Raw genomic sequence first — 21,336 nt, 5'->3', positions numbered from 1 at the left:
GATTGTATACGCTGAATCGCCGGGTCAGTTTTCAGGCCTGTGGGCGCAGGGAGATCGCCATGTCTTCGAGGACGAGGAGGGGGTTGCCGTTGGCGATGAGGCGCCGGCGCGCCGTCTCGATGTGGTCGACGCGCGCGAGGGTCTGGCAGGGCGTGGACTCGCCCGCAATGGTGTGGACGAGGTCGGACAGATCCGTGTTGATGAGCTCGCCCTGGCCGCCGACTTGCACCATGAGGACGTCGCGGTAGATGGCGAGCAGGTCGATGAGGGCGCGGTCGATGGCGTCGGTGAGGGCACGCTTGGAGCGTCGCTTCTGGTCTTCCTCGAGCTGGCGGATCATCGTGCGCGATGCCTTGGTGGCGCTCTCTCCTTCCTCCATGCCGAGCTGGCGCAGCAGTTCGGCCTTTTCGCGGGCGTTGCGCTCGCTGACCTGGGCGTCGGCTTGGGCTTTCGCGGTCTCGAGGAGGCGGTCGGCGGCCATGACGGCCTCGCCGACGCTGCGCACGGAGGCGGGGGCGGTGATGATGGCGCGGCGGCGTTCGCGCATCTGGGGATCGCGGGCGAGCGCGCGGGCCAGCCCAATGTGGGATTGGGCGGCGCGCGCAGCGTCGAGGGCGACGTCGGGGGTGGCGACGCCTTCGCGCACGAGCAGGTCGGCGACGGCGGCGGCCGTGGGGATGCGCAGGCCGAGGTGGCGGCAGCGCGAGCGGATCGTGGCGATCATATCTTCGGGGCTGGGCGCGCACAGGAGCCACACGGTGTGCTCGGGTGGCTCTTCGATGGCTTTGAGGAGCGCGTTCGCGCCGGATTCGCCCAGGCGGTCCGCGTCCTCAACGACGATGACGCGCCACAGGCCCTGGGAGGGCGAGGACTGGGCCTGGAGCACGAGGGAGCGGGCCGTGTCGACGTTGATGATCGAGGTCTCGGTGGCCGCGAAGACGACGTCGGCGTTTGTGCGGGCCATGGTGGTGCGGCAGCCGGGGCACGCTCCGCACCCGGGTGTTTCGCCCGTGCACTGGAGGGCGGCCGCGAAGGCGCGGGCGGCGACCGACCGACCCGACCCGGGCGGGCCGGTAATGAGCCAGGCGTGGCTCATGGAGCGGGCCTCGTCGGAGGCGCGCCCACCGCGGGAGGCGACGATCGCGCGGGCGGACGCCGCGGCATCGCTGAGCTTAGCGACCGCCGCGTCCTGTCCGACCAGCGAGGACCAGACGCTCATCATTCATCCCACAGCGCGCCCTGGGATTCACCCAGGGCTCCCACCATGGTCGCGGGCTTGCGCGAGGAGCGCTGCTCGCCGGACCCCGTGCGTGGCGCCGAGGCCTCGGTGGACGCCTCCGGGGCCGCCTCGGGCACGGGCGACTCCGCAGACGATGCCGACTCCTCGGGGGCCGGCGCACCCGAGGGCGCGTCCACGGCCTCGTCGATGGTGGCGACTCCGCCCTCAAAGCGTTCGACGAGGACGCCGCGGATCTCGGAGAAGACCTGGTCGACAGTGCCCACCGCGTCGATGACGACGATGCGCTCGGGCTCGGCGTCGGCGAGTCGCAGGTACTGGTGGCGCACACGCTCGTGGAAGTCCATCGACTCGCGTTCCATGCGGTCCGGGGCGTCGGTGCGGCGGCGCGCGCCGACCTCGGGAGGCAGGTCCAGGAGGAAGGTCAGGGACGGGTAGAGGCCCTGGGTCGCCCAGGCGCTCAGGGACGCGATCTCGTCGACGCCGAGGGAGCGGGCCGCGCCCTGGTAGGCCAGCGAGGAGTCAATGTAGCGGTCCCCCAGGACGACGGCGCCGCGTTCGAGGGCGGGGCCGATGACCGTGGCGACGTGGTAGGCGCGGTCGGCCGCGTACAGGAGGGCCTCCGTGCGCGCGTCGACGTCCTCGGGGCCGTTTTGCACGAGGCGGCGGATTTCCGTGCCGAGCTCGGTACCGCCCGGCTCGCGGGTGACGATGACCTCGCGGCCACGGCTCTCGAACCACTCGCGCACCGACTGGATCTGCGTGGACTTCCCCGAGCCGTCGCCACCTTCGAAGGTGATGAACACTCCTCGCGCCGCCATCAGCTGTCCTTCTTCGTCGCGGCCTTCTTGGTGGCCGTCTTCTTCGCGGTGGTCTTCTTTGCCGTCGCCTTCTTGGTGGTCGTCTTCTTCGCGGCCGTCTTGCGCGTGCGCTTGGGGGCGGGGCCCTTGGCGCGCTTATCCGCCAACAGCTCGTAGGCGCGCTCGGCCGTCAGGTCCTCGACCGTCTCCGCGCGCGGTACGGTCACGTTGGTCTCGCCGTCCGTCACGTAGGGGCCGAAGCGGCCGTCCTTGACGGTGACCTTCTTGCCCGAGATCGGGTCCTCGCCGAACTCGCGCAGCGGCGGGCGGGCCGTGCCGCGGCCGCGGGTCTTGGGCTGGGCGTAGATGGCCAGGGCCTCGTCCAGGGTGATGGTCAGCAGCTGGTCCTCGGAGGCCAGGGTGCGCGAGTCCGTCCCCTTCTTCAGGTAGGGGCCGTAGCGGCCGTTCTGCGCGGTGATGACCTCGCCCGAGGCCGGGTCCGTGCCCACCTCGCGCGGCAGGGACAGCAGACTCAGGGCGTCCTCGAGGGTGACGGTGGCGATGTCCATGGTCTTGAACAGCGACGCGGTGCGTGGCTTGACGTCGCTCTTCTTCGCCTTCTTCGCACCGGCCTGGTCCCCTTCGGCCGACTCGGGGAGAATCTCGGTGACGTAGGGACCGTAGCGGCCGTCCTTGACGATGATCGTGTGACCGGTGGCGGGATCGACGCCGAGCTCGCGGCCGTCGTCGGCGGCGCGAGCGAAGAGCTGGTCGATGAGTTCGTCCGTCAGCTCGTCGGGGGCAACCTCCGGCGGCACGTTCGCGCGCGTCCCGTCGGCCTTTTCCATGTAGGGCCCGTAGCGGCCCACGCGCAGCGTCACGCCGCGACCCAGGTCGATCGAGTTGACGGCGCGCGCGTCGATATCGTCGCCCAGGGAGGCGACGTAGTGGCGCAGGCCGCCATTTTCGCCCGTGCCGTCGGGGCCGAAGAAGAAGCTGGTCAGGAACTCCGTGCCGTTCTCCTCGCCAGCGGCGATACGGTCCAGGTCGCCCTCCATCGAGGCCGTGAAGTCGTAGTCAACCAGGTTCGCAAGGTTCTCCTCGAGCAGGCGCGTGACGGAGAACGCCAGCCACGTGGGCACCAGGTACTGGCCGCGGTGCGTCACGTACCCGCGATCCCCGATCGTCTGGATGGTGGCCGCGTAGGTGGAGGGTCGGCCGATGCCGAGCTCCTCCATGGTCTTGACCAGCGTGGCCTCCGTGTAGCGGCCCGGGGGCTGGGTTTCGTGGCCGTCGGGGGTGGCCTCGGTCAGCGTCGCGGGATCCCCCTCGGCGACGTCGGGCAGGGTCTTCTCCGCGTCGTTCTTTTCCGCGTCGTAGCGCCCCTGGTCGCGCCCCTCCTGGTAGGCCAGGCGGAAGCCCGGGGAGGTGATGACCGTGCCCGAGGCCGAGGAGATCACGTCGTGACGCGCGCCGTCGACCTCGATGCCGGTGAGCACACGGATCGTCGCCGTGTAGCCAACCGCGTCGGCCATCTGCGAGGCGACCGTGCGCTTCCAGATCAGGTCGTACAGTGCGAGCTGCTGCTTGGACAGGGAGCCCGCGACTTCGCCGGGCGTGCGGAAGTGGTCGCCTGCGGGGCGGATCGCCTCGTGCGCCTCCTGCGCGCCCTTCGACGTGGTGCCGTACATGCGCGGGGAGTCGGCCACGGCCTCGGCACCATAAAGCTGGGTGGCCTGCTCGCGGGCGGCGTGGATTGCCTGGCTGGACAGGGCCGTGGAGTCGGTACGCATGTAGGTGATGTAACCGGACTCGTAGAGGGACTGGGCGGTGCGCATCGTCGACGAGGCGTTCCAGTGCAGTTTGCGCGACGCCTCCTGCTGGAGGGTGGACGTCGTGAAGGGGGCGGCCGGGCGGCGGCGGTAGGGCTTGCGGGTCACCGAGTCGATGACCGAGGCCGGGGCGTCTTCCAGCGCGCGGGCGTAGGAGCGGGCGGTGGCCTCGTCCAGGTGGAGGACGCCGGCCTTGGTGGCCTTCGCGCTCAGCTCGCCCTTCTCGGAAAAGTCGGAGCCGGTCGCGATGGCGTGGCCGTCCACGGAGGCCACGCGCGCGCCGAAGGCCTGGCCTGCCGACGTAAAGGCCGTGTCGATCGACCAGTATTGGGCGCTCACGTGCGCCATACGGTCACGCTCCCTGGCGACCACGAGGCGCGTGGCCACAGACTGCACGCGGCCGGCGGACAGGGAGGGTCGGATTTTGCGCCATAGGAGGGGCGAGACCTCGTAGCCGTAGAGGCGGTCGAGGATGCGGCGGGTCTCCTGCGCGTCGACGAGGTCGGTGTCCAGGTCGCGCGTGTTCTCCAGGGCGCGCTGGATCGCTTCCTTCGTGATTTCGTGGAAGACCATGCGGCGAACGGGCACCTTCGGCTTGAGCACCTGGAGGAGGTGCCACGCGATGGCTTCACCCTCGCGGTCCTCATCGGTTGCGAGGAAGAGTTCGTCGGATTCCTTGAGGAGTTTCTTGAGTTCGGTGACCTTTTTCTTCTTGTCCGGGTTCACCACGTAGTAGGGCGTGAAGCCCTCGTCGACGTTGACTGCGAAGCGGCCGAATGGCCCTTTTTTCATGTCTTTGGGTAGCTCGGAGGGCTGCGGGAGGTCGCGGATGTGGCCGATGGAGGCGGTCACGTGGTAGTCGGGACCCAGGTATCCCTCGATGGTGGCTGCTTTCGCAGGAGACTCCACGATCACGAGCTTCGTCGCTGACATTGCCTGTCCCTTCCCGTCACTTCCCCAGTATTTGTAGCACCTCGTCGGCGAGCGCACGCGTCGAGGCATCTGGGATGGACCTTACCGCGTCCCGCCCACATCTGGGTACCGGGGGCGCTTCCGCGCGTCTCACGCCCTTCGGGTTTGACATTGACGAGGCCGTGGCGGATTCTCGCGCGCGTGCGCGACCGGGTGGAGCGGCGGTGGGCGCACGTTGCGATACCTATACATAGGGACAAGCCCCGGCCTCGTCTGGGCTGCGACGCCAGCACAATTACCCGGTTACTACCGGATGCGGTTACGATCGGGTCCATGAGATTCCCAGACGAAGACGACTACGTCGAGGCCGGGGCCATCACCCGCCTCTGGTACCGGATCATCTGCCCCTTTACCCACGGCTCACGCCTGTGGATGGTGACAACATCGATCCTGTGCGCGCTCGCCGTCCTCCACTCAGCGAACGGCTCGTGGGGCTACCACGGCCGCGCCGAGGACACCGGATTTCTCTCCGGTGACTTCGTCAACGGCGTGCGCTTGGCGTGGCAGATCGACGCGGCGGACGCGGGCCTGGACCGCATCGACGACTACGTCGCACGCGACGGCTACCTCTTTCTGGTGGGATATCGCGGGAGCCAGCGCATCGCCGTCGGCTACGACGCCTCCCACTCCACCCCGCGCCAGCTGTGGCGCGTCGACGTCGACGACGAACCCGGCGTGCACTGGTGGGACGGCGACCTCCTCGTCGGAAACACGCTGGTGTCCGCAGCGGACGGTCACACAACTACCGGATGGCCTACCTCGGGAGTTCGCTACGGAATTTCCCCCTACGAACACCCTTCGCACACCGGCTGGTCCAGTGCCCCGATCGGTCCCATCCGCCTCTACTGCCCCGATCTCTCCACCGGACAGTGCGAGGCCTGGGATAAGACCGCAACACACGTGTGGGACTTCGACGCATCCAGCGGCTCCTTCCCCGACACCACGACTCCCGTGGACGGCTGGATCCCCATCGTCCACGCTGATCATCTTTCGAGGTATCAGCTGACCGGATTCAGCAGCACGTTTCTGCGCGGATTTCTGAACCTCTCGACCGGTGAACGCACCGGAATCGATGCCATCAAGGAGGCATGTGGTCCAGCAACGACCGAACTCGATGACGGAACCACGTCGTGCCGTATCACATTCCCCTACATTGGCGCACCACCCATCATCCGCGCCCAAGACGGTTGGGTGATCAGCAGCGGGTACATGCACGCAGCCACGGTCGCGCCCGACGGATCGAATGCGCAGGTCGTCACTCTTACGCAGGAGGACGTCACGCGCATCAACTACCTGAGCACCTATCCACAGACGCAAGCCTCACTACCGACGACCGAACAGATCGTGCACTACGCAGCCACAGGAGACCACTCGTGGGACACAACAATCACGCTCACCGAGGGCTCGGCGATCATCGTGAACGACAACGTCACGCTGGCTACGCATCAACAATACCTTGACATTTTATCCTACGACGCGTCGTGGTGGTGGGCCCCGCCCGCGATCAGTCAAGATACTTCTGTCCTGCTCATACCTCATCTCAAGGGCGCTTCGTCCAGCGACCATGACCTGGACTCGTGGCACCCTTCGCTCATCAACGTATCGGATGCGGCGCAGGCGTCGACACTGCCCGAAACATCATCCACTTACAGGCTGAGTAACGATGCGGTACATGGCTGGAACAACCTCGGTGTTCGCTCGGCAACTCCACTCTACGACGACCTCATCGTCGCCCGCATATCCCCTGAGACATCACCGTGGTACAAGCGCCTGCTTGCGCTCACTTCCTCTCCCGGCGACCACATCGTCGGCCTGACCCCAGCCCCCGGACCGATGAGGAGCGCCCGATGACTCTCTCCAACACGCTGACCTCCTGGCGCAAGTCCCTCCCGACTATCCTCCGCCGCCTCGCCATCGCACTGGCCGTCGCCCTCGTTAGCGCGCTGGCTGTCGGTACCTCCTGGCTCATGCACAGGCCGGTCGGGTACTCCGGCGACGCGCACGCATCCTCCCTGATCTCCCCGGACTTCGCCTCGGGCTTCGACGTCGCGTGGGAGATGACGTCCGCGGAGCTGGGGACCGACGCTCCCATCCGTGAGATCGTGAATGTCGACGGAACAGCCGTCATCTTCGCCTCCTCGCTTGCATCCTCTGATGATCCACTTTCCGGGACACTCATCGGCATCGATGCGAGCGGACGTACTCCCACGGTCCTGTGGCGTCATGACATCCACAACGGCAACATGAATCTTCTGATCTGGGAGGACTCTATCGTCGCCGGTGACGAAACAATACGCGCCGCTGATGGCGCAGTCACCGCTACCTGGGAGACGCCCTTACCCACGACCATGAGGTTTGGGTACTACGCGAACCCGGCAGTTCCTGCAACACTCGTGGGTAACGTTCAACCCATCAGAGAAGGGTCACGCTTTGTGCAAGTGACGTGGCCTGTCGCGCTCGTCTGTGCACCAACCGACACGAGGTACTTATACGTTGGCCCAACGACGGAATTCACATGCACGGCGTGGCACAAAGACGGCAGCCAGGCGTGGAGCTACGTCACGAGCACAGAAAAAGACCATCAACGCGGACCCATCACTACCCCCGCCGTTAATGGTTACATCCTCGTCGGCCACCTCAATCAAGAATACAGGCGGTACGACGCCGACGGATTCTTAAACCTCGCTGACGGCACCTACACGCGCGGTGACACACAGGACGGCATCAATGCCTCCACGCTGTTCCCCGCGAGCGACGGATGGATCGGTACCGCCTCATCCGACCCCTATTGGCAAGACCAAGAGTTTGTCGTCTACAACCCGGACGGGACTGAACGCGAGCGCACTGCGCGCTCGGTCGGTTCCCGAGACTGGTTGAGGATCCTGCACATGACGTGCTGGGATACGACAGGGCACATCATCACCCCCACAGCCGAGCAGGCCCTCGAAACTCTCCGCTCAGAGGAGGTATCCTGGGCTCCGCTATGCACACAACCACCGACCTATTCTGAAACGGACATCGGTTTCATCAACGGCAGGCCCCTGATGTCGACGAACGAGGACGGCTCACCAGAGACGGATAGCTATCCCGATGATTCGATCCTCGCATCGGACGGTTCACTGATCCTGTATCCAGCCTCGACTTGGACAGCCGACACTTCGAGGCAGGCAGTCTCCCTGTCGCAGCCCCTTTACTCCGCCCCCGAGGGTGTACTTCTGTCGAACCTCACCGAGGTCGGTGCCTACGGAGCCACCCCGCTTTACGATGACCTGTTGATAGCGAAACCCAAGCATCCCAACAGCTCCTGGCACCGATACCTCGGCACCTACCCCCACTCGGACACGGTACTCATGGGGATCACGCCGAAGCGGGCGGGCTGACCCCTAGGACGCAAGCCGATCCACGAGGCCAGGGCTGGGACCCACAACCCGACCCCGGCCTCGTCTGGCCTGCGACGCCAGCACAATTACCCGGTTGCTAGCGGATGCGGTTACGATCAGGTCCATGAGATTCCCAGACGAAGACGACTACAGGTGGGCGGGGTCGCTCAAGCGCCTCTGGTACAAGATCATCTGCCCCTTCACCTTCGGCACGCGCCTGTGGATGGTGACAACGTCCATCCTGTGCGCGCTCGCCGTCATGCATTCAGCGAACGGCTCGTGGGGCTACCACGGCCGCGCCCAGGACACCGGTTTCCTCTCCGGTGACTTCGTCAACGGCGTGCGCTTGGCGTGGCAGATCGACGCGGCCGACGCGGGCCTGGACCGCATCGACAACTTCCGCGTCGGTGACGAATACATCTATCTGGTCGGATATAAGGGGGCTCAGCGCAGCGTCGTCGCCTTCGACGCCTCATATGCCACCCCGCGCGAGCTGTGGCGCACCAACGTCGACGACGAGGAAGGGGTGAACTGGTGGGGCGATGACCTGCTCGTGGGCAACACCCTGGTGTCGACCGCTGACGGGTCGACGCGCTCGAACTGGCCGACCCCGAGCGTTCGCCTAGGGGACTCCCCCTATCAGCATCCCTCGGGAGCGGGACCACGCACGGGGGCGATCGGGCCTGTTCGCCTGTACTGCCCCGCTCCCTCCTCAACTCCTTGCCAGGCCTGGGACAAGACCGGGACCCACGTGTGGGACTTCGACGCCTCCACCGGCTCCTTTCCCGACTCCGTCACCCCACTGGAGGGCTGGGTACCCCTGCGCACATGGGAGCCATCGTCGACTGGCCCGGCCATGGGATATACGCTCGACGAGCTCACGGGCTTCCTCAATCTGGACACTGGAGAGCGTGTCGGCCTGGATGCCATCGAGGAGGCGTGCGGGCCCGCTACGCTGGAGGATTCGGAGGGCATACCCTATTGCCGCATCACCAAGAAATTTAAACATCAGCACCTCATCCTGCGTGCCTCCGACGGGTGGATCGTCGGCGACGGCATTGGATACATCGCGACCGTCGCCCCCGACGGCTCGAACCCGCAGGTGATGCACCTGGATGCACAAGCCTCGGAGCGCCTCCTGTTCCTGCGAACATACCCCGATCTGGGTTCCGAGCAGACCCCTACGACAGAACAGTTCATGCACTTTGCGGCCACGGGCGAGGCGTCGTGGGATTCCTCGATCACCGTGTTGCCGGGAGACTACGACGCCCCGATCTCCATCAACGAGGAGACCATCATCAGCACCGGACAGTCGTACTACGGAACTGACACCGACAACCCCAGCGTGTGGCTGGGTAACCCCGCGCTCAGCGAGGATTCATCTGCTCTGTTCCTCCCCCACATCAACGTGGCCCTTACCTCCTCCTTCATCACCAAGAAGGAATGGCGGCCGCTTCTCGTCGACGTGAATGCGGCCGCCGATGCCACGAGCACCGCAGCCGATTCCGACAAGTACGCCATCAGTTCCTACGCTGTCCCCGGATGGGAGAACCTCCACATGACGTCGGCGACAACAATGTTTGACGACCTGATCGTCGGCTTTGCGTCGCCCGCGCAGGCCCCCTGGTACAAGCGTCTAGCCGCCCTGTCTGCCGCCCCCGGCGAGCGCATCGTCGGCCTGACCCCCGCCCCCGGACCGATGAGGAGCGTTCGATGACTCTCTCCAACACGCTGGCCTCCTGGCGCGAGGCCGTCCTGACCTTCCTCCGCCGACTCGCTATTACGCTCGGTGTTGCCCTCGTCGGCGCGCTGGCCGTCGGTTCCTCCTGGCTCATGCACATGCCGGTCGGATATTCCGGCGACGCGCACGCATCCTCCCTGATCTCCCCGGATTTCGCCTCGGGCTTCGACGTCGCCTGGGAGCTGACGGGCGAGGACCTCGGGGTAGGCGGGTCGCTGCGCGCCTATTCGGAGATCGATGGGCTTCTCGTCGCCCTTCTCGGGGAGAAGGGTCAGCCTTCCACGCTCATCGGCCTCGATCTGAGCGGTGAGAAGCCCTCGGTCCTGTGGCGCCGCGAGGTAGCAGCGGTAGATTCGCCGATGTTCGCGTGGGGGGACTCCGTTGTGGTCGCGGGACAGACGATCCGCGTTAGCGACGGGGAGGTCACCGCCACCTGGGAGATGCCGCTCCCCACGAGCGTTACCTCGTACTTCTACGATTCTGATAGGTCTGATAAGAAGGGCTTCATCAACGTGGGAGGCGACAGTGTCGACCCCTCATCCACGGGTTTCTCACGCGTGACGTGGCCCGTCATTGTCGTCTGTTACCCGAGAGACACACCTTATGGTGTTCAGGATTTCGACTACCTGTGCCTGGGATGGAACAAGGACGGAACCGAAGCGTGGAGATATAAGGTGAACCTCTCCCCGCACAACCTTCAGGGCCCCGGCATCCCGTTGCCCGTGACGGCGGTCGACGGCTACGTTCCCGTCTCCCGGAATTTCAACTACGAGGATAATCAGGTCGGAGCCTTCCTCCACCTAGCCGACGGAGTCCTCGTCGAGAGACCGACCTACGACGCCAAAACTCTCCGTCCCGTCGCGGACGGGTGGGTGTTGGAGGGAACGATGACGGACAATCCCAAGCAGAGCGCCCTCGTCACGCTGGCCCCTGACGGAACCGAGGTCTCGCGCACTCGCCTCGCCGATCCGTTCATACGGCTGACGGACCTCAACCATGTGAAGTGCTGGGACGAGGACGGGCGCGTCGCGCGACCGACGAGCGAGCAAATGGCATCCACTCTGGCCACGGGGGAGGTCCCCTGGGCACACCTGTGCACACGCCGTGAGGACACCACTGTATTTGGCGGGGTCTCCATGATGAACGGGCGCCGCCTGAATGCCACGAAAGCGGACGGCGGCTCCCAGTACGGCAGCTTCCCGGACACCATGATCCCCGCGACGGACGGCTCCCTCATGCTCTCCCAACCCCCGGAGGATGAGGACTCGACGGACAGAAACCCGCCGACGAACCTGTATGCCGCCCCCTCGGGGATCCAGCTGGCCTCGCTGGAGGACGTTGGCCTGCGCGACGCGGTACCTTTCTACGACGACCTGCTCATCGCGTCCCCCGCGCGCCCGGATTCGCGGATCGCCCGTCTACGCTCCTATCTGGGTGCCTACCCCCACCCGGACACGGTGCTCATGGGGATCACGCCGAAGCGGGCGGGCTGACCCCCAGGACGTGCGCTGACCGACACCGACCCACGAGGCCGGCACTGAGTCGCAGGACGCGCACCGATCCACGAGGCCGGGACCGGACCCACGCAACCCGGCCCCGGCCTCGTCTGGTCTGCGACGCTAGCACAATTACCCGGTTGCTAGCGGATGCGGTTACGATCAGGTCCATGAGATTCCCAGACGAAGACGACTACAGGTGGGCGGGGTCGCTCAAGCGCCTCTGGTACAAGATCATCTGCCCCTTCACCTTCGGCACGCGCCTGTGGATGGTGACAACGTCCATCCTGTGCGCGCTCGCCGTCATGCATTCAGCGAACGGCTCGTGGGGCTACCACGGCCGCGCCGAGGACACCGGATTTCTCTCCGGTGACTTCGTCAACGGCGTGCGCATCGCCTGGCAAATCGACGCGGCGGACGCGGGCCTGGACCGCATCGACGACTACATCGCGCGCGACGGCTACCTCTTCCTGGTGGGCTATCACGGGAGCCAGCGCGTCGCCGTCAGCTACGACGCCTCCCACTCCGCCCCGCGCCAGCTATGGCACGTCGACGTCGACGACGAACCCGGCGTGCACTGGTGGGACGGCGACCTCCTCGTCGGCAATACACTGATCTCTCCAGCAGATGGGAAGGTAACAACTGGCTGGCCGTCGTCGGGTGATTCCCTGGCTGGGAACGCATATGCACGCCCCACCTCTACGGGATGGTCAAGCGCCCCCATTGGCCCGATCCGCCTGTACTGCCCTGATCTCTCCACCGGACACTGTGAGGCCTGGGATAAGACCGCGACACACGTGTGGGATTTCGACGCCTCGTCGAACGCGTTCCCTGACGTCGTCGCCCCGGTGAACGGCTGGGTGCCGTTGGTGAGAACAGACAAGTCGAGGGACAAGAGTCTTTCACCCGTTGCATTTGACCTGGCCGGATTCTTGAACCTGGAGACGGGTGAACGCACGGGGGTCGACGCCATTGAGGAGTCGTGCGGCCCGGCGAGAGAGGAGAATTACGACGGTACGACAACGTGTCGCCCACTAAATCCAAGCACATTTCGACTACCCATCATTCGCGGCAGGGATGGCTGGATCATCAGTGACGGGCTCAGGAGCGCTAGAGAGTCCTACGTGGCCATCGTCGCCCCCGACGGCACAAACCCGCAGGTGAGCTCCCTGTCGTTCGAGGCAATGGAACGCATCGCTTTCCTCAACGTCCACGCGACGGACGATTCCGAACTGCCCACCACTGAGGACCTCCTCCACTACGGCGCCACAGGCGAGCACACGTGGGAGGCCTCGAGCGCGGTGGTCTACACGTCGCCAGGCTCTGGGATGGCCTCGGTCATCATCAACGACAACCAGGAGATCGTCACTGATCGTCAAGTTTTCGATGACGATATGGACGCGCACATAGTGGATGCTCGTGTATGGGCGCGCAGCATTACCTACAGCCGCGACGCGTCGGTGGCATTGATCCCCGACTCCACGCCGCTCCTCGTCGACTCGGCGATAGCACAACGCAACTGGACAACACCTGGTCAGGACGACTACGGGCTTAAGGATGGTGCCGTCCCCGGGTGGCAAACCCTGCAGGTTTCATCCGGCACAGTTCTCTTCGATGATCTCGTCGTCGCCCGCATATCCCCCGAGACATCACCGTGGTACAAGCGCCTGCTTGGCCAAGCCCCCTCACCCGGCGGTCACATCGCCGGACTCACCCCAGCCCCCGGACCGATGAGGAGCCTTCGATGACTGCCTCGGATAATGCACGCAGCCCTCTCACCTCCATTCTTGCCTTTATCCGTGCAAGAAAACTGCTTGTCGCCACGCTCGCCTCGATCCTCGCGCTCGGCCTGTCATGGCTGGTCCATCTCCCGACCGGCTACTCCGGACACGCGCATCCCTCACAGGCCATCTCCACCGATTTCTCCTCCGGGTTCTCCGTCGCCTGGGAGATGACGAGCAAGGACTTGGGGGTCACGGCACCGGTCGCCGCCAGCACGAGGGTCGGCGAGGTCCTCGTCGTGCTCGCCGCTGAGGAGAGCAAATCATCCAACTCACAAGAGCCAATCCCAGCGACACTCATCGGCATTGATCCCAGTGGATCCACTCCCACCGTTCTGTGGCACCACGAGTTAAAATCTCCGAGTCGCACGCTCTTCACCTGGGATGACTCGATCATCGCGGGCGGGGAGACAATTCGAGCATCCGACGGGGTCGTGACCGCCACCTGGGATTCTCCCCTGCCCCCCACTGTCGGATACGAGGAGGATCTCGGTTCCCCACGTGTTGTCTTGTCCCCGTCGCGCCCATCTTGGGGCGCCGTTGCAAGCTTCATTCCTATCACCTGGCCCGTCGTGGTCACCTGCACGCGTATCGGCGATTCACAGGAAGGCGATCGCAACGAGGAACCCTCGTGCACGGGGTGGCACAAGGACGGCACCCAAGCCTGGAACTACGCGCTCACAAGGAATGCCGATAGGCAGAGGGTTCAGCCAACCTTTATTACTACAACCAACAGCCATCTCATCATCGGGCACTACGACGACAATTATCCGTACCTCGATTCATTCCTCAGCCTTATCGACGGATCCGTCACGGATCTCGGCGTGGCCTTCTCTGGTCACCTCTCCATCGACACCATCTACGCGACAAGCGAGATCTACGCGACAAGCGACGGCTGGCTCCTCAATGGGATGGATTATGCGCAGCTTGAAGACGGTGACATCGCTGTCCTAAACCCTGACGGCAGCCTCCGCGAGATGATGACGCTAACCACCAACTCACTATCGTGGAGGACATTCATCACCACCACGTGCGTGGATGCCGATGGGTATACCGTTCGCCCGACAACTGAACAGTCCCTCACAGCCCTACGTACGGGGCACGGCTGGACACCCACGTGCTACGGAGTTGAAAGTAACAGACCCGACAGCAGCATCTACGCCCTCAACGGCAGGAACTTCTTAGCCCCCGACGAGGACGGAATTCCCGCTGACACGCACTACAAACAAGGATCATTCTTCTCGACCGACGGTTCGCTGATCCTCGGCATCCAGTCGATAGAGAGCGACAAGAAGAACTCCACCAAGGAAGAAGCTCCAGCCTTGTACTACTCCCGGTCAGGCGTCAAGATCGCCTCGCTCTCGCAGGTCGGAGCAAGGACCGCGCAGCCCTTCTACGATGACCTACTCATCGCGACACCCGTCCCTCAGCGCAATATCTTCCTGCGTTACCTCGGCACCTACCCCCACTCGGACACGGTGCTCATGGGGATCACGCCGAAGCGGGCGGGCTGACCCCCACGACGTGCGCTGACCGACACCGACCCACGAGGCCGACACTGAGTCGCAGGACGCGCACCGATCCACGAGGCCGAGGCCGGGACCCACGCAACCCGGCCCCGGCCTCGTCTGGGCTGCGACGCCAGCACAATTACCCGGTTGCTAGCGGATGCGGTTACGATCGGGTCCATGAGATTCCCAGACGAAGACGCCTACGTCGAGGCCGGGGCCATCACCCGCCTCTGGTACCGGATCATCTGCCCCTTCACTTTCGGCGCACGCCTGTGGATGGTGACAACGTCGATCCTGTGCGCGCTCGCCGTCATCCAGTCGGCGAACGGCTCGTGGGGCTACCACGGCAACGCCAAGAACACTGGCTTTCTTTCTGGCGACTACGTCAACGGTGTGCGCCTGGCCTGGCAAATCGATGCAGCGGACGCAGGACTGGACCGCATCGACGACTACGTCGCACGCGACGGCTACCTCTTCCTGGTGGGCTATCGCGGGAGCCAGCGCATCGCCGTCGGCTACGACGCCTCCAACTCCACCCCCCGCCAGCTATGGCACGTCGACGTCGATGACGAACCCGGCGTGCACTGGTGGGACGGCGACCTCCTCGTCGGCAATACACTGATCTCTCCAGCAGATGGGAAGGTAACAACTGGCTGGCCGTCGTCGTCTGGGCTTCATCTGGGAGTCTCCCCTTACGAGCACGCCTCGACGGAAGGCTGGTCGACGGCCCCCATCGGGCCTGTCCGTTTCTATTGCCCCGATCCGGCCACCGGACTGTGCGAGGCCTGGGACAAGACCGCGACACACGTGTGGGATCTCGACACGTCAGGCTGGTCATTCCCCGACGACGTCGCTCCCGTGGACGGGTGGGTTCCGCTCTTGTACTCGGGTTATTCCACATACCATATGACCCCCGATTCAATCGGCAGAGGACTGGCCGGCTTCCTGAACCTCAACACCGGTGAGCACACCGGGCTCGAATCCGTCGCGGAAGCATGTGAGCCTGCGCTTGTGGAATACGAGGGAACACTTCATTGCACGATGACAGAACCGAACTACAGACTGCCTCTCATCCGGGCCCGGGACGGCTGGGTAATCAGCAACGGGCAAATGAATGCTGCAGCCGTCGCCCCCGATGGTTCCAACGCCAGGGTGGTCACCCTGAGTGCCGAGGAACTTAACCGGCTCAGCTACCTGACCCTCTACCCGTCATCCGACCAAGCTTCCCTGCCTACCACCGAGGAGATTCTGCACTACGCGGCCACGGGTGAACGGACGTGGGAAGCTGATCTCGCACTTGTGGAGCGATACGGCGATAATTTCGGGCCACTCCTCGTTATCAACGGAACCCGCGAGCTAGACACAAAGATGGACATCACGAAAGCACGGGAGGACTCATCCGCATGGTGGAGCAGGCCCGCGATGAGCCGGGATACCTCCGTCATACTCATGCCCCGTATTGTGAACGACTCCCCTGTATACACCAGCCTTGAGGATCGAAAGCCTCTACTCTTCGACACAGAACGTGCGGAGGATACTCAGTCAGCACCCTTCTACTCGCTCCGAGACGACGCTGTACCCGGCTGGGATGACCTCGGTGTTCGCTCGGCAACTCCACTCTACGACGACCTCATCGTCGCCCGCATATCTACTACAAGCTCACCGTGGTATGAGCGCATTCTTGCATTAGCTCCCTCTCCCGGCGACCGCATCGTCGGCCTGACCCCCACCCCCGGACCAATGAGGAGTGTCCGATGACCACATCCATCCGTCGCCTTCCCCGCCCGGTTAGCAAGCTCATCGCGGCCATCGCCGTTCTCATCGTCGCTGCTCTGGCCCTCGGATTGTCCTGGCTTACCCACCGGCCGACAGGGTATTCGGGCAACGCACGTGTCTCCTCCTTCATTTCCCCGGACTTCGCCTCGGGCTTCGACGTCGCCTGGGAGGCCACGGCCTCTGATCTCGGCATCACGGGGCAGATTGCTGCCACCACAACGATCGACGGGGTACTCATCGCACTCGCCCTCCCCGAGCAGGCAGACGAACCGTCTCAACCCACAAACAAGAAGACTGCCACATCGACCGCCGAGCTCGTCGGCATCGACGCAAGCGGAAAGACCCCCACTGTCCTGTGGCATCACGACCTGACCAAGACGAGCGGCAAGCTCTTCGTGTGGGAGGACTCCATCGTCGTCGGCGATCAGACGATCCGCGCCTCCGACGGTGCCGTCACTGCCACGTGGAAAGAGCCCCTTCCGACGGAACTACGACCCAGCTATTTCTCACACAGTCCTGAACCTGGCACTCTCGTTGGAAATCCTTACGCTCTCGGGCAGAAAAGTCCCTTCGTCCGGGTGATGTGGCCGGTGGCCCTCACCTGCGAACCCGCCAAGAGCTGGGACCTGTCTATTCCCAATGACGCCGAGTTCTCCTGTCAGGCGTGGCGCAAGGACGGAACGGTTGCGTGGACCTATCGCACAAGCGGGGACGACGGCCGTCAACACGCCCCAATAAATGTTCCCGCAGCCAACGGCTACGTGTATGTAGCTCACCCTAGCTTGGATGATGAAGAACCGGGGATGAGCGCTTGGGTCATCGACGGCTTTATGAACCTCGTCGACGGCAGCTACGTACGCGGCGACCTCCCCGAGAGTGGCCTCATCGAATCATCGATACTGCCCACGAGCGAGGGGTGGCTCACTGTCCGTCCGTCGACGACAAGCAAGTTTGCAGAGGATTACGTGAGCTTGTCCCCGGACGGACACCAGATCGCTCAGACTCCCCGCGTCTACGGATCCCTGACGTGGAAGGCCTTCAGAGCGACCACTTGCTGGGATCCCCAGAGCCAGGTTGTCACCCCCACTGCCCAACAGGCCATCGAGACGATTCACACCGGAGAAGTGCCGTGGGCTGCGGCGTGCATCGAACGAACGGACACCGACGTGAGCGACGTGAAAGCCATCAACGGCCAAGTTCTCATGGTGACCACCGCGGACGGCTACCCCGAACCGGCATCCTACGGCCGCACGCCGATCGTGGCATTGGACGGTTCCTTCCTGGTCGCGGAGGCTCGATCTGATTCTCCTGACGGTGAGGGCGTAAAGTCGGCGCGTACGATGATCCTCTATGACGCGCCCTCGGGCGTTCGCCTTGCGGCACTTTCGGATGTTGGCGCATCGTCCGCGATTCCTCTCTACGACGACCTGCTCGTCGCGTCCCCCGCGCACCCGGATTCGTGGCTTGCTCGCCAGCGCGCCCTCCTCGGCACCTACCCCCACCCGGACACGGTGCTCATGGGGATCACGCCGAAGCGGGCGGGCTGACCCCCAGGACGCGAGCCGATCCACGAGGTCGGCACTGAGTCGCAGGACGCGCACCGATCCACGAGGCCGTCAAAATTACCCGGTTACTAGCGGATGCGGTTACGATCGAACCATGCGATTCCCAGACGATGAAGACTACATGTGGGCGGGGCGATTCAAGCGCCTCTGGTACAAGATCATTACCCCACACACCCACGGAGCACGACTGTGGATGGTGATAACCAGCATCATCTGCGCGCTCGCCGTCATGCATTCAGTGAACGGCTCGTGGGGCTACCACGGTAACGCCAAGGACACTGGCTTTCTTTCTGGCGACTACGTCAACGGCGTGCGTCTGGCCTGGGAAATCGATGCAAACGATGCTGATGTGGACATGATCAACACGTACATCGCACGCGACGGCTACCTCTTTCTGGTGGGCTACAAGGGAAGCCAGCGGGTCGCAATCGGCTACGATGCCTCGTACTCCAGCCCGCGCGAACTGTGGCGCGTCGACGTCGACGACGAACCCGGCGTGCACTGGTGGGACGGGGACCTCCTCGTCGGCAACACACTCATCTCACCCGCCGACGGGACCATCACCACCGGGTGGCCGTCAACGGGAACCACGCTGGGGACAAGCGCGTACACGCGACCGAGTTCCCAGGGATGGTCAAGCGCCCCGATCGGCCCGATCCGCCTGTACTGCCCTGACCTCTCCACCGGACGGTGCGAGGCCTGGGACAAGACTGCAACACACGTGTGGGACTTCGATGCTTCCTCGGATGCGTTCCCTGACGTCGTCGCCCCGGTGAACGGTTGGGTGCCGCTGCTGACAGCGCGCAAGTGGCCGGACAAGACTCTTCCACCCGTTGCGCATGACCTGGCCGGATTCCTGAACCTGGAGACGGGCGAACGCACGGGGGTCGACGCCATTGAGGAGTCGTGCGGCCCGACGAAAGAGGAGGATTACGACGGTACGACAACGTGTCGCTTGGTCCATCCAAACGTATTCCAGCTACCCATCATTCGCGGCAGGGATGGCTGGATCGTCAGCGACGGACTCCGAGTAAGCTCCTCCAGCCCGAATGACTCCAACGTTGCCGCCGTCGCCCCTGACGGATCGAATCCGAGGGTGGGTACTCTGTCGCTCGAGGCAATGGAACGCATCGCTTTCCTGACCGTCCACGTGACGGACGATTCCGAACTGCCCACCACAGAGGACCTCCTCCACTACGGCGCCACCGGCGAGCACACGTGGGAGGCCTCGAGCGCGGTGGTCTACACGTCGCCGGGCTCGGTCATGGCCTCAGTCATCATCAACGACAACCAGGAGATCGTCACTGATCGTCAAGTTTTCGATGACGATGTGGACGCTTCCACGTGGGCGCGCGGCATTGCCTACAGCCGCGACGCATCGGTGGCATTGTTCCCCAACGCCAAGAGCAGGGGAGAGGATTACTACACGCCTCTCCTCGTTGACTCGGCGGCGGCCGCGGCAGACTGGAGCAGGCCTGATAAGGGCGAGTATTGGCTAAAGAACTCCGCAGTCCCCGGATGGCGCACCCTGCAGGTTTCATCCGGCACAGTTCTCTTCGATGATCTCGTCGTCGCTCGCATATCCCCTGAGACATCACCGTGGTACAAGCGCTTGCTTGGCCTAGCCCCCTCACCCGGCGACCGCATCGTCGGACTCACCCCCGCCCCCGGACCGATGAGGAGCGTTCGATGACTGCCTCGGATAGTGCGCGCAACTTCCTTGTTTCCGTGCTTGGTTTTATCCGCGAGAGGAAGCTTCTCGTCGCCGCCATCGCCGTGGTCCTCGGGATCGGCCTGTCGTGGCTGATCCATCTCCCCACCGGTTACTCCGGTCACGCCCACCCCTCGCAGGCCATCTCCACCGATTTCTCCTCCGGGTTCTCCGTCGCCTGGGAGATGACGAGCAAGGACCTGGGCGTCGATGGGCCGATCGCGGCCACCACGAGGGTCGATGGGGTGCTGGTCGCGGTCACCGGCAAGAAAGATGGGTCGTCGAAAGGTGCGACAACGTCCTCAGGGACACTCATCGGCATCGATCCGAGCGGTTCCACTCCTACCGTTCTGTGGCGCCACGAGTTCAACTCTGAGAGTGACACGCTCTTCACATGGGACGACTCGATCATCGCGGGCGGGGAGACAATTCGCGCATCCGATGGCACAGTCACCGCCACCTGGGATTCTCCCCTGCCCACCACTGTCGGGTACGACCATGATCTCGGTTCCCCACGTGTCTTGTCCCCGTCGCGCCCATCGTGGGGTGACGGCGCGAGCTTTGTTCCCATCACCTCGTCCGTCGTGGTCACCTGCACGTCCATCGACGACTCGAGGTCGGGCGATCGCGATGAGGGCCCCTCGTGCACTGGGTGGCACAAGGACGGCACCCAGGCCTGGAACTACGCGGTCACGAGGAACGCCGATAGGCTGACGGTTCAGCCAACCGGTGTCGCCACGGTCGACGACCATCTCATCGTCGGGCACTATGAGAAGAATTATGATTTGTATGTCGATTCGTTCCTCAGCCTCGTCGACGGCTCCGTCACGGATCTCGGCGTGGCCTTCTCCGGTCGCCTCTCCATCGACAACGTCTACGCAACAAGCGATGGCTGGATCATTAACGGGATGAGTTACTCTCAGCTTGAAGACGACGACATCGCCGTCTTGAACCCAGACGGCAGCCTCCGCGAGACGATGGCTCTGACCACCAACTCACTATCCTGGAGGACACTCATCACCACCACGTGCACGGATACCGATGGACAAGCAGTTCAGCCAACAACCGAGCAGGCACTAGCAGCCCTCCGCACGGGGCACGGTTGGACACCCATGTGCAGTAATGTTGTGACTTCGGGATCAGGCAGTAGCATCTACGCCCTCAACGGCAGGTGGTTCTTAGCCGCCGACGAGGATGGAACACCCACCTACACGGAGTACGAACAAGGATCATTCTTCTCGACCGATGGCTCGCTGATCCTCAGCGTCCCAAAGAAAAGTGTCGTGAAGGATTTCGACAAGGACAACATTCCGACTCTCCACTTCACGCGTTCCGGCAAGCAGGTTGCCTCCCTCTCACAGGTCGGGGCAAGGTCCGCGCAGCCCTTCTACGATGACCTACTCATCGCGACCCCTGTTCCCAAACGCAACATTTTCCTGCGTTACCTCGGTGGTTACCCCCACCCAGACACGGTGCTCATGGGGATCACGCCGAGGCGCGCGAGCTGACCAAGGCTGATCCACGAGGCCGGGGC

At 64.1% G+C, this 21,336-nt stretch carries 13 protein-coding genes; 10 read left to right on the top strand and 3 right to left on the bottom strand.

The features are described 5' to 3' along the window. Positions 1-31: 31 nt before the first annotated feature. Genes QU663_RS01165 through topA form a run of 3 tightly spaced genes read right to left on the bottom strand, consistent with a single transcriptional unit; the run spans position 32 to position 4,802 of the window. Complete coding sequence (locus QU663_RS01165; RefSeq protein WP_021611893.1) at positions 32-1,222, bottom strand: DNA polymerase III subunit delta'; 1,191 nt, start codon at positions 1,220-1,222, stop codon at positions 32-34. Further along, a complete protein-coding gene (gene tmk, locus QU663_RS01160; RefSeq protein ID WP_021611892.1) occupies positions 1,219-2,058 on the bottom strand; it encodes a dTMP kinase in 840 nt (279 codons plus the stop codon). Before tmk ends, QU663_RS01165 begins: the two co-directional genes overlap by 4 nt. After that, positions 2,058-4,802 carry a type I DNA topoisomerase gene (gene topA / locus QU663_RS01155; protein WP_304990631.1) on the bottom strand — a complete coding sequence of 915 codons (2,745 nt, stop codon included), beginning with the start codon at positions 4,800-4,802 and terminating at the stop codon, positions 2,058-2,060. Before topA ends, tmk begins: the two co-directional genes overlap by 1 nt. Positions 4,803-5,114: 312 nt before the next feature. On the opposite strand from topA, the gene QU663_RS01150 reads away from it, so the two are divergent. The 10 genes from QU663_RS01150 (at position 5,115) to QU663_RS01105 (ending at position 21,310) form a co-directional block, all read left to right on the top strand. After that, a complete protein-coding gene (locus QU663_RS01150) occupies positions 5,115-6,692 on the top strand; it encodes a hypothetical protein (protein ID WP_304990630.1) in 1,578 nt (525 codons plus the stop codon). Beyond that, positions 6,689-8,221: a hypothetical protein gene (locus tag QU663_RS01145; RefSeq protein WP_304990629.1), complete on the top strand. Its 1,533-nt coding sequence runs from the start codon at positions 6,689-6,691 to the stop codon at positions 8,219-8,221. The genes QU663_RS01150 and QU663_RS01145 overlap by 4 nt, the downstream gene beginning before the upstream one ends. Before the next feature lie 124 nt (positions 8,222-8,345). Further along, on the top strand, positions 8,346-9,938 hold the full coding sequence (locus tag QU663_RS01140; RefSeq protein WP_304990628.1) for a hypothetical protein: 1,593 nt from the start codon (positions 8,346-8,348) through the stop codon (positions 9,936-9,938). Then, positions 9,935-11,455, top strand: coding sequence for a hypothetical protein (locus QU663_RS01135; RefSeq protein ID WP_304990627.1), 1,521 nt, complete (start codon positions 9,935-9,937; stop codon positions 11,453-11,455). Before QU663_RS01140 ends, QU663_RS01135 begins: the two co-directional genes overlap by 4 nt. Before the next feature lie 173 nt (positions 11,456-11,628). Next, a complete protein-coding gene (locus QU663_RS01130; RefSeq protein WP_304990626.1) occupies positions 11,629-13,206 on the top strand; it encodes a hypothetical protein in 1,578 nt (525 codons plus the stop codon). After that, positions 13,203-14,753, top strand: coding sequence for a hypothetical protein (locus QU663_RS01125; protein ID WP_304990625.1), 1,551 nt, complete (start codon positions 13,203-13,205; stop codon positions 14,751-14,753). The genes QU663_RS01130 and QU663_RS01125 overlap by 4 nt, the downstream gene beginning before the upstream one ends. Positions 14,754-14,927: 174 nt before the next feature. Continuing rightward, positions 14,928-16,508, top strand: coding sequence for a hypothetical protein (locus QU663_RS01120; protein ID WP_304990624.1), 1,581 nt, complete (start codon positions 14,928-14,930; stop codon positions 16,506-16,508). Then, positions 16,505-18,073, top strand: a complete 1,569-nt coding sequence (locus QU663_RS01115; RefSeq protein ID WP_021611128.1) for a hypothetical protein — start codon at positions 16,505-16,507, stop codon at positions 18,071-18,073. The genes QU663_RS01120 and QU663_RS01115 overlap by 4 nt, the downstream gene beginning before the upstream one ends. 112 nt (positions 18,074-18,185) lie before the next feature. Then, entirely contained in the window at positions 18,186-19,784 is a 1,599-nt protein-coding gene (locus QU663_RS01110) for a hypothetical protein (protein WP_296490811.1), read from the top strand. Next, positions 19,781-21,310 (top strand): hypothetical protein, encoded by a 1,530-nt coding sequence (locus tag QU663_RS01105; protein WP_304990623.1) that lies wholly within the window; start codon positions 19,781-19,783, stop codon positions 21,308-21,310. The genes QU663_RS01110 and QU663_RS01105 overlap by 4 nt, the downstream gene beginning before the upstream one ends. Positions 21,311-21,336 lie beyond the last annotated feature (26 nt).

Source organism: Schaalia sp. HMT-172 (assembly GCF_030644365.1).
Taxonomy (GTDB): Bacteria; Actinomycetota; Actinomycetes; order Actinomycetales; family Actinomycetaceae; genus Pauljensenia.
Note: the sequence above shows the minus strand (reverse complement) of the source record. Positions and strands in the feature narration are given on the sequence as shown.